At 44.4% G+C, this 14,636-nt stretch carries 12 protein-coding genes; all 12 read right to left on the bottom strand.

From position 1 onward, the window contains the following. Positions 1 to 5: 5 nt before the first annotated feature. Positions 6 to 677, bottom strand: coding sequence for an acetyltransferase (locus tag DLM86_RS01755; RefSeq protein ID WP_110838230.1), 672 nt, complete (start codon positions 675 to 677; stop codon positions 6 to 8). A 3-nt stretch (positions 678 to 680) separates the two neighbouring features. Continuing rightward, positions 681 to 1,292 (bottom strand): sugar transferase, encoded by a 612-nt coding sequence (locus tag DLM86_RS01760; RefSeq protein WP_110838231.1) that lies wholly within the window; start codon positions 1,290 to 1,292, stop codon positions 681 to 683. Positions 1,293 to 1,314: 22 nt separating this feature from the next. Beyond that, a complete protein-coding gene (locus tag DLM86_RS01765; protein ID WP_110838232.1) occupies positions 1,315 to 2,604 on the bottom strand; it encodes a nucleotide sugar dehydrogenase in 1,290 nt (429 codons plus the stop codon). Between the two features lie 74 nt (positions 2,605 to 2,678). Continuing rightward, complete coding sequence (locus DLM86_RS01770) at positions 2,679 to 3,941, bottom strand: glycosyltransferase family 4 protein (RefSeq protein ID WP_110838233.1); 1,263 nt, start codon at positions 3,939 to 3,941, stop codon at positions 2,679 to 2,681. A gap of 35 nt (positions 3,942 to 3,976) precedes the next feature. Beyond that, the gene (locus tag DLM86_RS01775; protein ID WP_110838234.1) at positions 3,977 to 5,206 is read right to left on the bottom strand and encodes a glycosyltransferase; all 1,230 of its coding nucleotides are present in this window, start codon (positions 5,204 to 5,206) and stop codon (positions 3,977 to 3,979) included. 18 nt (positions 5,207 to 5,224) lie between these two features. Next, positions 5,225 to 6,505, bottom strand: coding sequence for a nucleotide sugar dehydrogenase (locus DLM86_RS01780; RefSeq protein ID WP_110838235.1), 1,281 nt, complete (start codon positions 6,503 to 6,505; stop codon positions 5,225 to 5,227). After that, the gene (locus DLM86_RS01785) at positions 6,502 to 7,521 is read right to left on the bottom strand and encodes an NAD-dependent epimerase (protein WP_110838236.1); all 1,020 of its coding nucleotides are present in this window, start codon (positions 7,519 to 7,521) and stop codon (positions 6,502 to 6,504) included. Before DLM86_RS01785 ends, DLM86_RS01780 begins: the two co-directional genes overlap by 4 nt. A 24-nt stretch (positions 7,522 to 7,545) precedes the next feature. Next, positions 7,546 to 9,507: an asparagine synthase (glutamine-hydrolyzing) gene (asnB, locus tag DLM86_RS01790; RefSeq protein ID WP_110838237.1), complete on the bottom strand. Its 1,962-nt coding sequence runs from the start codon at positions 9,505 to 9,507 to the stop codon at positions 7,546 to 7,548. Positions 9,508 to 9,533: 26 nt separating this feature from the next. Further along, positions 9,534 to 10,601 (bottom strand): glycosyltransferase, encoded by a 1,068-nt coding sequence (locus DLM86_RS01795; protein ID WP_158289272.1) that lies wholly within the window; start codon positions 10,599 to 10,601, stop codon positions 9,534 to 9,536. A 4-nt stretch (positions 10,602 to 10,605) separates the two neighbouring features. Then, positions 10,606 to 11,907: an O-antigen ligase family protein gene (locus tag DLM86_RS01800; RefSeq protein ID WP_158289273.1), complete on the bottom strand. Its 1,302-nt coding sequence runs from the start codon at positions 11,905 to 11,907 to the stop codon at positions 10,606 to 10,608. Next, entirely contained in the window at positions 11,894 to 13,108 is a 1,215-nt protein-coding gene (locus tag DLM86_RS01805; RefSeq protein ID WP_110838240.1) for a glycosyltransferase, read from the bottom strand. The genes DLM86_RS01800 and DLM86_RS01805 overlap by 14 nt, the downstream gene beginning before the upstream one ends. Further along, positions 13,083 to 14,612: a murein biosynthesis integral membrane protein MurJ gene (murJ, locus tag DLM86_RS01810; protein WP_158289274.1), complete on the bottom strand. Its 1,530-nt coding sequence runs from the start codon at positions 14,610 to 14,612 to the stop codon at positions 13,083 to 13,085. The genes DLM86_RS01805 and murJ overlap by 26 nt, the downstream gene beginning before the upstream one ends. Positions 14,613 to 14,636 lie beyond the last annotated feature (24 nt).

Genomic DNA, 14,636 nt, shown 5'->3' on the forward strand with positions numbered 1-14,636 from the left:
AAACTTCAGACTTCGTCGTTTTTTTTGATCAACTTCGCAGGAACTCCAACAGCCGTGCATCTGCCCGGCAAAGAGCGGACCACAACCGCTCCTGCACCCACTATAGTAAAAGGACCAATAGCCGTTCCCGGTAAAACGGTCGAATTCGAGCCGAGATAGGAGCCAAAAAAAAGCTTTACATGTCCCGATATATTCGTCCCTGGCAGCACTGTGGAAAAGTCTTCGATCACACAATCATGTCCGATCGTACAGCCGTAATGTATCAAAACATTGGCTCCGATCCTATTGTTTGGTTCGATGATTGAGTACGCTCCAACCGTTGTCCCTTCGCCAATTTCCGTATCGTCACCAATAATTGCCGTAGGATGAACCAATATGGGAAACGAAATGCTGGGATTAATGCCTAGCACCTTGTTAATAATTCGATCGCGACCAACCGAAGTGCCAATTGCACTAATCGCGTACACGTTGCGGTAATCGGTATCCCCAAGCCCCTCCAATCTTCCTAAGACAGGTAAACCGGACACCTTTTTCCCCTGTAATTCTGGATCGTCGTCAAAGAACCCGAGCAAATCCCAAACATGCTCCACTCGGTTGATATCTTTAATCAATTGAGCAATCCCTTTTCCTAGTCCTCCCGCACCTACAATTACAATTTTTTTCTTCGAATCGCTCACTTTTTAACCGCCCGCTTTTCGAGAGTTTCCCTGAAATTCCGGCATGGTCACGTGCTCCGAGTAATTAACACCTTCAGATCGGAACACCTTCATCACCGTCTTCCCAATAATATAAAGGTCCATTCCAAAAGATCTGTTATCCACATACCATACGTCCAGAGCAAATTTTTCCTCCCAGGAGAGGCTATTCCTTCCATTAATCTGAGCCCACCCTGTTATGCCGGGTCTTACTTCATGTCTACGAGCCTGTTCCTCGCTATAAAGCGAAACGTATTTCATTAACAAAGGTCTTGGGCCTACAAGACTAAGATCGCCTTTTATTACATTAAAAAGTTGCGGAAGCTCGTCGAGGCTATACTTCCGAAGGAAAATACCGAAAGGCAGTAACCGTTGTTCTTCCGGTAATAGCTCACCAGCGCTGTCGTATAGATTCGCCATCGTCCTGAATTTATAGATATTGAACGGTTTTGCATGCAGACCCGGACGAACTTGTTTGAACATAACCGGACTCCCTAATCGAATACGAACCAATAGAGCAACGATGGCCATGATTGGCCAAAGAATAAGAAGGCCCACAAGAGCGACAGTCAGATCGAACCCTCGTTTAAGTTTCATAACCACTCCATCCAATTGTCCGTTAATAAACGGTAGCTGGCTCCCGATTTTTTAGTACATGTAAATTACCAAAATGATAATGAAAAACTTTCGAATTCTCGCCGAATTCAAGACACTTCTTCGTGTCGAGAATAGTTGGTGTCCGCATACCGACTAACCATGTATCATCGATTAATCGAAATTCGTTATGATCGGCTAAGACGATAAGACAGTGGGCGTCTTCCAGTGCTTCTTCCGGAGCATGTAATCGGAAAGGACAATGGTCCGGCTGTACGTGGGGATCATGAGTCTTCACTATGTACCCTTTTTGAATAAGCAAATTTACCACTTCGATGGCCGGACTTTCCCTGATGTCATCCACATTTCCTTTGTATGTTAATCCGAAGACAGCTACCGGATGGCCTTGATAGGGCGGAACCAGCTTTTCAACTTGCTGGACCACGTATTCAGGCATCCTATTATTAATATCTCTTGCCGTCGCCATCAACTTTGACTCATTAGGCGCCTTTTCGATGATAAAGTACGGGTCGACGGCAATGCAGTGACCACCCACGCCCGGTCCCGGCGAATGTAAATTTACTCGTGGGTGTTTATTGGCAAGTTGTATAACTTCCAGCGCGTCCACTCCTACCGAAGCGGAAATTCGAGCAAGCTCGTTAGCCAATGCAATGTTAACATCCCTAAACGTATTTTCCATTAACTTTGCCATTTCGGCCGAAGCACAAGAAGTCAGGGTGATTTCACCTTGAACAAACGGTCGATAGAGCTCAGCCGCTTTTTGAGCCGATTTTATGTTAAACCCGCCGATAATGCGGTTGTTTTCTACCAGTTCCCGGAATATCCTCCCCGGTAAGACGCGTTCGGGACAGTGAGCTAGATAGATTTCTTCCCCGACATGCCAGCCGCTATTGCCTATTAGTTTCCCCACCACCTCCACCGTAGTTCCCGGAGGAATCGTGGATTCGATAATAACAGTGTCCCCTGCCTTTAAGAAAGGAAGAATTGATTTTGTTGCCGCAACGATATAATCAAGATTGGCTGAATGATCCGCATTAACAGGAGTAGGAACAGCAATCATAAACGCATCGGCATTTTCTGGAGACGTAGTTGCACGGAATGAGTGATGGGACCTAACCTCAGCGAATATCTCCAATAAATCCTTTTCTTCGATGTGTGGATTACCGTTATTCAAAGATTGAACGATATATTCGTTTGTATCCACGCCTACAACCTCAAAGCCAGATTTGGCAAACATCAAAGAAGATGGTAGACCTATATACCCCAACCCAATAACACATATTTTTTTAAACATCTCTGACTCTCTCCTCCTACATTATTGATACATAATGTGTAGTCAGGCGTCATTTCGCGAGACGATTTGTATCATCAAAGGCGAAAATAAGCCGTTTCTGTGGAATTCTTTTTCGTTACCTGTAAAAGTTCCCGCTCATATTCGAATGCAAGTGATTTGCGTGAAAAATTATTTTTGACAAAATCATACCCCTTCTCCCCAAGTTGTTTCGCGTGAGCCCTGTCTTTGTAGAGTAGCAACAACTTTTGCCTAAACTCCATGGGCGATTCCGGGTCGAAGAAATAGCCGGAATGGCTCTTTTCGACCAACTCTCGCGCAACGCCATCAATTCCAATTAGAATAGGCTTTGCACATGACATATAGTCAAAAACTTTGTTCGGGTACACTGTTTTAAATGTATCGTTTTTTTGCAAAACTGCGGTGCAAACATCCGAAGCTCGGCAAAAGTCCGGCATTACTGATTTAGGTTGTGGTGCCACAAACAAAATGTTTCGAAGCCCTTTTTCCTGCGCAACCTTTTGCAGCATTTCTTTTTCCATACCGTCTCCGACAAGCAAAAATATAACATCCTGCAAATCTTTACAAGCCTCGGCCGCATGAATCAGTGATATCAGATGGTTCGCCACACCATGTGCTCCAAAGTAAGAAACAACGAATTTGCCGTTTAATCCATACTTCTCGCGCACCCAATTGTCCGTTTCTCCAGGTTGAAACACATCTAAATCTGCGCCGTTCGGTACAAAGATAATCTTTTCATTCGGGACCCCTTTCTCCCGAACCAGCTTATCTTGAAAAGCGGGTGTAAGCACGTTGATTTTTTTGGCGAATCGATATGACCATTTCTCCACAATGTATGCAGCCCGTATAAGAAATTTATTTTTTAAAACTCCTGTATCAATAGCCGATTCTGGCCATAAATCTCGCACTTCGAACACCATCGGAACACGCTTGAACCAACTGATTAGGATGCCCGTAATACCGACAAACAAAGGAGGAGAAGTTACAATTAAAACGTCATGCCTTGGAACTTTCAGCAAACATGCAACGAACGAGGAAACTGTGAATGACATATACGCCCATAATCTTCCGGCAAAGGAACTATTGTATGCTTCCGATACATAAGTCCGATATACTGTTGTTTGCTCCGACTTTTTTTGTTTGGAGATGAACTTGCCCTTGTACTGTCTTTGCTTTTTTCCTGTCGAATAGTTCACGTTCCCTGCCACAACTGTGATTTCGTGACCCTGCTCTTCCCAATACTTCACAAACTGGTTGAATCTCAGCCCACCGGGTTCCCCGTCATCCAAAAAATACTGATGCAACAGCAGAATTTTCACCGTTTTCCCCTTTCCAAACCGTTCGATCGGCCTGATTAGCCTGCCAATCTGCTGCCTTGTTGAAAACTGTTGACGATCTTTTGCGCATTTTTGACGATATTAAAGTGTTCCGATACCCACACGCGTCCAGCAGCCCCGACCAAACGCCGTTTGTTTCGCTCATTAATTAAAAGCTCAAGGCAATCAGCCAACTGGACCTCGTTCTTTTGATCTACTAGAAATCCGGTTCCATCTGCGATCAATTCGCCAATACCACCAGTATTCGTAGAGATAACAGGAATCCCATAACCCATTGCTTCCATCAGCGAAACAGGGATCCCCTCTCGCTCCATGTCATCGGTTATAATACTGGGTAACGCAACGATATCGACTTCTTGGTTTCGATACATCGATATAATTTCATTATGAGGCACCCTACCCTTGAACAAGACTTTTCCCGCCAAGCCGTACTCCTTCACTTGCTGTTGCAAGCTTTCCTGCAAAGGGCCATCGCCCATAAGCAAACATTGAAAATCGTTTACTTTACGTTCATTCAAAATTTTGCAAGCTTCAATAAGATAACGATGTCCTTTCTTTTCTATTAAATTGGCCGGGCATGCGATGACAACCGGCTTCTCTACCTGTAACTCTGAGGGAACCCATGTTTCTTCCGGCATCCAAACTCCCATGTAGATGATCTTAATTTTATCGTTGTATCCGTCTCCGATCAGTTCGATCAGTTCTCTCTTACCATCATCCGCGATACATCTCGTGAAACAGGCTGAAGCCACTTTCTGCTGTAGCATGTTATTTTCCGCGATATCCCAACGATGAAGTGTCATGCCCCAGGGAATACCCGATAATTTTGCAATCACGTATGCTAGAGTTGCAGGTGTTGAACCCCAATGCGCGTGTATAAAACCTATGTTTCGATTACCGCAAATACGGTAAATGAACACTCCTTTTGGAACAACAGACAAATTTTTAATCGCCATTTTTATAGTCCGCGAGTGTACAATAATATCTTTCAACACTTTCCAAACCGCCAAGTTCGTCAAGAGCGAAAACGCAAAGACAAAAAGGATGCCAGGACTGATTAACGGCAGGGGGATAGAATCATCAGTCAATTCTTTTGCCTTTTCGTTGAAAACATCCTTTTCAGGGCTTCTGGGTACAATTAATACCTCGTGTCCGAGCTCTTTCAAAGCCCGGATTTCTTCTATAATGAATGTTTCCCCTTTACCCCAAGGAGTGCTCGCAGTAATGTACATCACTTTCTTATTCAAACCGTTTCCCCCTTGCGATTACAATTTACAGTGCGTAATCGTTTCCGGGCACGCCGCTACTTCCAACGCACTCTTCACGTCAAATACAATTCCTTTTCTGTCCTTCATTAATGAACCGATTTGGTCCCAGCCCATCCGCGTAAAAATCTCATGAGGGACCGCAAGTAAAACGGCATCGGATTTTTCCAGCATCTGGAATTGCATTAAAGAAAGTCCGTACTCGTGCTGAACTTCCTCTTCATCGGCCAGTGGATCGCACAACTGGATTTGCAAGCCGAATTCCCGAAGTTCCTTTACAATATCGACAACTTTGGAGTTTCGAATATCCGGTACATTTTCTTTAAAAGTAACGCCCAGAATCGTAATGATCGAACCTTGAATCGGTATACCCGATAAAATCATCTGTTTGATAAGGGAAGTGGCAATGAACGAGCCCATCGAATCGTTAATACGTCTTCCTGCCAGTATTACCTGAGGGTGGTACCCCACACTCTCGGCTTTGTAGGTTAAATAATAGGGATCGACTCCAATGCAGTGTCCTCCTACCAGCCCAGGAGTAAAAGGCAGGAAATTCCACTTCGTCTCTGCTGCCTTAAGTACCTCAGACGTTTCAATATTCAATCGATCGAAAATAATGGCCAATTCGTTCATAAGTGCAATGTTTAAATCTCTTTGCGTATTTTCGATTACCTTGGCCGCTTCTGCCACTTTAATGGACGGGGCGCGATAAACGCCCGCCTCGACAACGGAGCGGTAAACATCAGCGATTACTTGAAGTGTAGCTTCATCTTGTCCTGATACTACTTTCACTATTTTCTTGAACGTATGATTGCGGTCTCCAGGGTTGATTCTTTCGGGGGAATAGCCTACGAAGAAATCAATTCCCGCTTTTAATCCGGAGGCTTTCTCCAGTGCGGGAATACACACTTCCTCTGTTGTTCCCGGGTAAACGGTAGATTCATATACGATGATCGTACCGGGACGAAGATGGCGACCGACTGTTTCGGAAGCTTTGATCAAAGGGTTTAAGTCCGGTTTTTTTGCTTCATCAATAGGCGTCGGAACGGCGATAACGATAAAATCACATTTCGATAAATATTGCGGGTCGTTCGTATATTCTATTGCAGCGCCTTTCAACTCTTCGACGCTAACTTCCCCCGTATAATCATTTCCCTGCTTCAGGGTATTGATACGCTGCGGATTAATGTCGAATCCTACTATCGGTTGAAGTTCTCCAAACGCAACTGCAACCGGGAGCCCGACATACCCAAGGCCGACTACTCCAATCTTTCTTTTCATTTGCTAGTCACCCCGTAATATTGTGTGTACCATTCGGTAAATTTGCCGATCCCTTCACGAATAGAGGTTTTCGGTTTAAACCCGACATCTCTGATCAAATCGCCGACATCAGCAAAAGTTTCCGGGACATCCCCGGCCTGTAGTGGCAAAAACTCCATTTGTGCTTTTCGCCCTAACTTCTCTTCCAGCACTGCGATAAACTCCATCAACTCCACCGGTTGATTGTTGCCAATATTATAGAGTCGATACGGCGCATAACTTGTTCCAGGATCCGGGCTATCGCTAGACCATAGCGGATTAGGTTCGGGCTTCCTTTTTACAAGTCTTGAAATTCCCTCTACGATATCGTCGATGTAAGTAAAGTCCCTCCGCATTTTCCCGTTGTTAAATACTTGTATTGGTTCTCCACTCAATATCGATTTCGTAAATAAAAACAATGCCATATCGGGTCTGCCCCAGGGGCCATAAACGGTAAAAAAGCGAAGCCCCGTAACTGGCAGGCCGAACAAATGGCTGTAGGTATGCGCCATCAACTCATTCGATTTTTTCGTTGCCGCGTACAGACTTATAGGGTGATCAACGTTATGATGAACCGAGAACGGCATTTTTGAATTCGCTCCGTAAACCGAACTGGAAGAAGCGTAAATCAGGTGGCCACTTTTAAAATGCCTACACGCTTCCAGCACATTGATGAAACCCGTCACATTGGAATCTATGTATGCATAAGGATTTACCAAACTGTAACGAACTCCGGCTTGCGCCGCCAAATTAACTATTGTATCAGGACGATTCTCATCGAATAGTCTCATGATCCCTTCTTTATTCTCAAGATCCTCTTTTACAAATGAAAAATTGGGCTCGGCAAGTAATTGCCCGAGACGTGCTTCTTTTAAATTAACGTCATAGTAATCGTTTATATTATCAATCCCGACAACACGATAACCATCTTGAAGAAGCCGCTTCGACAGGTGAAAACCAATGAAGCCTGCCGCACCGGTAACCAGTATAGTAGTCATGTACTCCACCTCATTTTTTTGAATTTATCCACCTTGTTGTTCCAACCAAGCTTGGAACATCAGAATATCCCATAGATATCCATGCCAGTTTCTCTTGCCCGACTGATGCTCGGCCCATTTTTCTCGGATCGGTGCTACGTGCAGATACCCTTGTTTTTCCATACGCTTTTCGTCAAGCAAATGTTCGGCCCACTCTTTTAACGGCCCTCGCAGCCAAGAATCGATCGGCACGGCAAATCCTCTTTTCGGGCGATCAATTAGGCTACGTGGTACATAGCGGTAAAGGACTTGACGAAGAAGCCATTTTCCTTGTCCTTCCCGTATTTTCATGGACAATGGAAGGCGCCAAGCGAACTCTACAACTCGATGATCCAGCATAGGTATACGCGACTCAAGACTAACACCCATACCAGCCCGATCGACTTTCACCAAAATATCATCCGGCAAGTAGCTTATACTATCGAAGTACATCATTCTCTCGTAATAATCCGAGATTTGTTCCGGGATTTTGGAGTCAAAAATCGTTACCGGCTCCGTGCCCCCAATAACCACTGTTCCGGGATTTTGCCAATGAGAAACGGCCCTTCGGTAAAATCGTGTTGAGTCTCTAATTGCCAACATGTCTGCCAACGTGTACAGCTTATCGCCAAACGTGGTAATCTTCTCTCGCTTCTTCGAAATAGGAGATAGCCAACGGAGAGGGATATCCCACGATTTCCGCGGTATTGCCCGGATAACGGAGGACAATCCTCTTCGCCCTACGGAAGGTACTGTGTTCAGCCTGTTCCACAAGTGGGCCGTTTTCATGTAACGCCCGTAGCCGCCGAATAATTCGTCCCCGCCATCACCCGACAAGGAGACCGTAACATGCCGCTTTGCAAGCTGAGCTACCAAATAAGTAGGAATTTGCGAAGAATCCGAGAACGGTTCGTCATAGAGTAGCGGCAGTAGTGGGATAACCTCCATTGCCTGGCGCGGGGTTACATACATCTCGGTATGATCCGTTCCCAAATGCCGTGCTACAGCCATGGCGTGTTCTGCTTCGTTGAATCCTTCTTCGTAAAAACCTATTGTAAACGTTTTGACCGGCCGTCCACTCTGCGCCTGCATTAGCGCCACAACAGTGGAAGAGTCAACCCCACCCGACAAGAAAGCACCTAACGGAACGTCAGCTACCATTTGTTGGCGAATCGCGCCACCTAGTAAATTTTCTAAGTGGTTAATTGCTTCTTCATCGGTTCCGGTAAATATTGCCCTTTTCCCCATGTCGGCTGCCTGTTCCATCGTCCAATACTGGGTTATCCGATAGTTATGGTTTTTAATATCCAGGCAGAGCATGTGCCCCGGCGGCAGTTTATATATCGATTCGTATATCGAATAGGGAGCAGGAATGTAATTATGTCTTAAATATAGGGCAAGCGCGTTTCGGTTTATTTGGCATGAAAATCCCGTATAGGCCTTTAAAGCCTTCAATTCGGAGCCGAATATGAACGCACCTTGTACGGATCCATAATAGAGCGGTTTCTCCCCCATCCTGTCACGGATCAGATAAAGCTTACGCTCAAGGCGATCATACAAGGCGAATGAAAACATTCCCACAAACCGTTCAACGGCTGCTTGTAGCCCCCACTGCTCTATACAGGCGAGCATGATTTCCGTATCCGATCTGCCCCGAAATTTGACTACGATCTGACTGTTCAGGCTTTCTAGCTCCTGGCGTAAATCATTGAAATTATAAATTTCCCCATTAAACACGATGACATAGCGGCCACTTTGAGACATCATGGGCTGATGGCCTTCCTCAGTGAGATCAACGATTGAAAGCCTTCTATGGCCCAGTACCAACCCAACTTCGGGATCCGTCCATGCTCCTGAAGAATCGGGACCGCGATGCACGATTCGGTCCGACATCCTCTCTATCTCTACAAGGAGATGTTCGTGGGATATACCACAATTCTTTTGGACAAATCCGACAATTCCACACATCCTGCCTGCATCTCCTCCCTTCGGTCTTACATGACCGAGGAATATTGTTGGACAATCTTTTTAACTTCGAAATGATCCTTCAATTTCTGCAAGGAGCCAGGGTCTGGTTTAGAAAACCAGTCTGCTCTCCATTCCAACCGTTCTACGATGCGGCCTGCCATCCCCGTTATCTCCATAATTTCTTTCGTTCCCCCAGGGTGATTAACGACCAGTACGGGGCACTCGACAGCGATCGCTTCCAACAGCACGTTTGGCAGCCCCTCGTAGTAGGAAGGCAAAACGAATAAGTCTGCGTGTTTAAGCCAGCGATACGGATTGTTCTCGAAACCTTTAAAAACAACCCGTTCCCCAACTCCAAGCGATTCACTCAAGCTTCGAAGTTCCTGCTCTAATGGACCTACTCCCAAAATCCAGAGCATTGCGTCCGGCTTTACTTTCAATAACTCGGGCAAAGACTGAATCAATCGATGAAACCCTTTCTCCGGGTTCAACCTGCCAATGGCCAAAACATTCGTTCCAATCTTTCCATTGGTTTGGTAGGGGTTATCCGAAGAATCGGCTTGAAGATGGATCGTATCGAAATCAATTGGATTGTATATTTGCCTCATTTTTTCTTGCGGGATCAAAAAGTGATGTCCTAAGTCCTCCAACATATATCGGGATTGACAAATTATTAAATCCGCTTTTTTATACAATGTCTTATATAAAAAAGGCCATGCGAATGAATATTTACTTCGTTTGATACTTTCAGAAACGATGCTCCCTTCTCGAACGACTAACTTTGCACGAGAAAGGAAAGGTCGCAGCATAACCAAAGCGATATTCAAATAGCCGAGGGTTGAAAAAATAGTATCGGGCCGTAACCTTCTCACTAATTTCAAGAACGGAATAATCATTTGCCTGACCCTCTTGACCCCAAGATCATATATTTGAACATTGTCAGGTACCTGTGACTTGTATGAGCCTTCGAAATGGACTACCGCTAAACTGATCTCGTACTTCGAATTATCAAAGTACTTTGACAGCATCAGCAAAACGCGCTGGGCCCCTCCCCCTTCCAACGAGGGCAGAACGAACAGTATTTTTTTGCGCATATGCTTATGCACACTCCTTCTTGCTGTAACCAGAACCTGCTCCGCTTTGCGATTCCGCATAGGCCATCACGAATAAGAAAACAAGCGCAATCAGAAAAGGACGAAATAGCAGCATATCATCGTTAAAAAAGCCTTCGATGGCAGTGATGAGCAGGAAAGTCATCCCTCGGTAATCCTGCCGTTGCATGAAAAATCTAAACATTCTTAGGAGGCCAAGCGTATAAACGGCCACTCCAATAACTCCATAATCAACCCACTGCTGTAGATAAATGTTGTGAGGGCCCGCGGGACGTGAATCCGAAAACCCGGTCCCATATCCAAGTATTGGAGATTCACTTATAAGCCGCCAATACTCTACAACCAGATCAACCCTGCTGTCTTGCATAACCGCATCGTTGTCGCCGCGAACTAAAGAGAGGACATCCTGCAACCTTGTGCTATCATCTTGGTTAAAGGCAGAGACACCATTTAAAACCGATTGCCCGATAGAGAGCCCCAAAAATACAATCAAGGAAATAACTAGGAATCTCAAGGCGTTTGTCGGTTTCGTCCACGGTTTTTGGCAATATATGATTCTCGCCAAATAGATGGTCATTGATAAAACGAATAATATAAGACCACCCCGAGAATAGGTAACGAAAACTCCTAATCCTGCAGCACAACATAACGAAACATCAAACAGTTTCATACGCGACCAGTTTAAGCTCAATAACAACAACATAATGAGAGTAAACGCCCCGGTATTCGGATTAACGGCAAAACCTGCGGCCCTTCCCTCATTCTTTGTAAAACTGCCTTGCATGACATCAATCATGACGGTAGCAAAATAAATCAGAAATGCGGCAATGAATATAAACCGGACAATAGGAAGCAGGCTGCGAATCCGAGCAAACGCTAAAAAGAAAAGACATAAGAAGGCGTATAGTGCATGATAGACCCCGTTGTTTAAAAGCTCTACAGATACACCAGGGTGCAAGCAATATAGAAGGCCGATTACTGCAAACGAGTAGTAAAAAATAATAGGCTCTTTACAAAACGTAAATAGTCGAATCAATTCCTTCCCGCGATCACGAACGATATCCTTGCACAGGACATAAAAAATAACCAAAGCTGGAAGAGCCATGGCTAAATAAATCGGTGCAAGGGGCAGCATATTTCGATTGGACATATAAAAATCGGTTGAAGTTAAGAAGAACGCACAGGTGATAAAAGCATATGGTATTACAAACATGTTCACAAGATGTGTTCCCCACGTCGGGGATCCATTCAGTACAAGAGAGGCATAAGGTCGATTAGCCGGATTCATATTGGGCCCCCTTACCGGCATAACTCGCGATCCGCCCTTTATCCATCAACTCCAAGTAAAGCGATCTGTATGAATCAGCCATTGCTTGCAGGCCAAATAACGATTCAGCCCTCGTCCTCCCTCTCCATCCCATTGTTTGCCGCAGCCCGACATCTTCAATTAACCGGGACATTGCTTTCGCCAATGCAATGGAATTTTTCGGAGGCACCACAAATCCGTTGTATCCATCAATAACAGCCTCGGCATTTCCTCCGACATTCGTTACAACCATCGGTAAGGATACCGCCATGCCCTCTAGAATTGCATTCGAGAACCCTTCCTCATAGGAACTCAAAACTTGTATATCGGAAGTGTTTAAGATCTCTTCTACATTGTTGCATCCCCCCAAAAATTGGACATTGTTCGAAATCTTAAGTTCACGAGCTAAATCGGTTAAACTGTCAAGCATTCCCCTGTCCCGTCCTATAAGAAGAAATGTAAGCTTCGGATTCGATTTTAATAATTCCGCTGCCGCTTCCAGAAACTCCACATGCCCTTTGCATAATGCCAAATTTGCCACATTCGTAATGACAAGATGATCAGCAGGTATTTTAAGCTCACGCTTCCATACTTCTCGCATTCCGGGGCTAGTAGAAAATTTATTAAGATCCACTCCGTTATATACGAGCGCCAGCTTATCACGTACATATTTCTCTCGTCGAACCGTATCATTTAAAACTTCTTGAGAGTTTACGGTAATGACATCAGTGAGCAAATTAATCGCATTCTCAATTCTCTGCATCATTGGACGGCCGTTTTTGAACAATCCCAAGCTCCGCCTGCTAGTAATCGTAAACCTGATCCCGGCTAGCTTGGCCGCTATGGTACCAAATGTATTCGGCCAAAAAAGATAAGAATGGACGATTTGGGGCCGATCCTTTCTCAAGCTTTTTCTTAAATCCAAGATCAAGCGGATAACCTTCTTTATTTTTACGCCAATGCTGTCGGTAGGATCTGTCTTATAGCCGAAAGGTTTTACCTGTATGCTCATGGCTTCTACTTGTTCGGCCAATACTCCCTTGTCGTTCATACAATAAACGATAGGGTGAAATTCAGATCGATCTAGAGATTTCATTAATTCGATTAAATGCCTTTCCGCCCCTCCGGGGATGAGTGTACCGATGATATAGACAATTTTAAGCTTCTCTCCTGAGCCGTTCACTCCATACCCTCCTAGTTGCCAGAGTCGGATTCAATCCTAACCATTTGTATAGAACTGACGCAGCAGCCGTAAGAAACATGAATGAAATGACGATCCATATGAACTCTGCCAACATTCCGCTTGGAATAAATAACCGTTTAAGGAGGTAGACGAGGCCGAACAGCAATCCATTCGTTGCGAAAACCTTCATTAAAACGATCAAAGTGCGTCTGGTAAGGATACTCCCTATTTTTTTAGTCATGAAGTAATAAAGAAGGACGGTTGTTACACCCGATGTAAGAACGGTGCCGAGCGCAATCCCGTTATGTCCGTAGTGTTTCATAAAAACGAGGCTTGATCCTATATTCGTAAATAAGCCGATTAAAGAAACAAGAACCTGATATTTTGCATCTTGCAATGCATTGTAAATTCTCGCCAAAATCATGCCGCATAAAAACGAAAAGAGACCAAGTGAATATATTCCCCAAACACTAGATGTATAACGGGTGGATACCGATGTAAACTCCCCCCGTTCAAACAACAGTTTCACGATATAAGGCGAAAAATGCACGATATATACGGCTAGCGGTAACAAGATCATCCCGTACAAAGCGAAAATATCGTTTACCTTTTCCTTAAGGGTTTTAATATCGCCTCTGGACACCCATGTTGTAAAGGAACTAAGCATGGTGTTCGAAATCGTGACGATAAAGATTTGTCTTAACATCGAATCCAGTTTCTCGGCATAATTGAGCGAAGAGACTGCTCCTTCGTACAAGTTGCTCGCTAAAATCTGACCAATCATTGGACTGGCCAAACCGAAAGTGGCGCTCAACATTAGGGGGATGGTTAATAACAATGCTCTTTTTACATCGGGATTTTTAAATCGATATCCCTTTGGCAACACTATCCCTGATCTACGCAAAAATACAATTTGTATCATTGCCTCCACAGCTGTTCCAAATAATAGACTGAAACAGAGGGTATACATATCTTTTCCAGGGTCGATTGCTATATATAGAATGGAGGCAACGTAACCAAACATTGTAGAAAAAGTAGGCAAAATAAATTGATGTTTTGCGTTATACAAATTTCTTAACAGTACGACGATACAATTTAGGATCAACACAAAAATAAGAACACTGCTCAATGAGACAAGCAACAAGAAATGCTCACCTTCAAAACCGATCGGGATAGCTTTTAGAAGTTGATAGGAGCATATAGAAAAAGCGATCGCGATAACCGTCACCGACAAAGCGACGAGTAAACTAATACTCTTGTAAATCTTGAGCATTTCAAGCTCGCCATATTTATCTTTCCCCGATATGATAATGGGGATTAGAGCTCCTTGCAACGAACCCATAATGAGACCGGATATCAGCAGCGGGATAAATTGCGCTAATACAAAGACATCGTATTCCGTGTTCGTTCCATAAAAATATGCGATTACAAGATTCTTTCCAAAGCTGACCACGTTCAGAACAAATGTAAGTATCATTAGAGCAACAGTATTATTTTTGATCACTCGCATCATCCGCAGCACCAACTC

Origin of the sequence: Paenibacillus flagellatus (assembly GCF_003217775.1) — a bacterium.
In the GTDB taxonomy this organism is placed as follows: Bacteria; Bacillota; Bacilli; order Paenibacillales; family NBRC-103111; genus Paenibacillus_AB; species Paenibacillus_AB flagellatus.

What these genes read in the sequence shown, in the direction of transcription:
- DLM86_RS01795 (WP_158289272.1), bottom strand. Translation starts at nt 10,601, where the DNA reads ATGCGCAAAAAAATACTGTTCGTTCTGCCCTCGTTGGAAGGGGGAGGG.
- DLM86_RS01785 (WP_110838236.1), bottom strand. Translation starts at nt 7,521, where the DNA reads ATGACTACTATACTGGTTACCGGTGCGGCAGGCTTCATTGGTTTTCAC.
- asnB (WP_110838237.1), bottom strand. Translation starts at nt 9,507, where the DNA reads ATGTGTGGAATTGTCGGATTTGTCCAAAAGAATTGTGGTATATCCCAC.
- DLM86_RS01800 (WP_158289273.1), bottom strand. Translation starts at nt 11,907, where the DNA reads ATGAATCCGGCTAATCGACCTTATGCCTCTCTTGTACTGAATGGATCC.
- DLM86_RS01760 (WP_110838231.1), bottom strand. Translation starts at nt 1,292, where the DNA reads ATGAAACTTAAACGAGGGTTCGATCTGACTGTCGCTCTTGTGGGCCTT.
- DLM86_RS01780 (WP_110838235.1), bottom strand. Translation starts at nt 6,505, where the DNA reads ATGAAAAGAAAGATTGGAGTAGTCGGCCTTGGGTATGTCGGGCTCCCG.
- DLM86_RS01765 (WP_110838232.1), bottom strand. Translation starts at nt 2,604, where the DNA reads ATGTTTAAAAAAATATGTGTTATTGGGTTGGGGTATATAGGTCTACCA.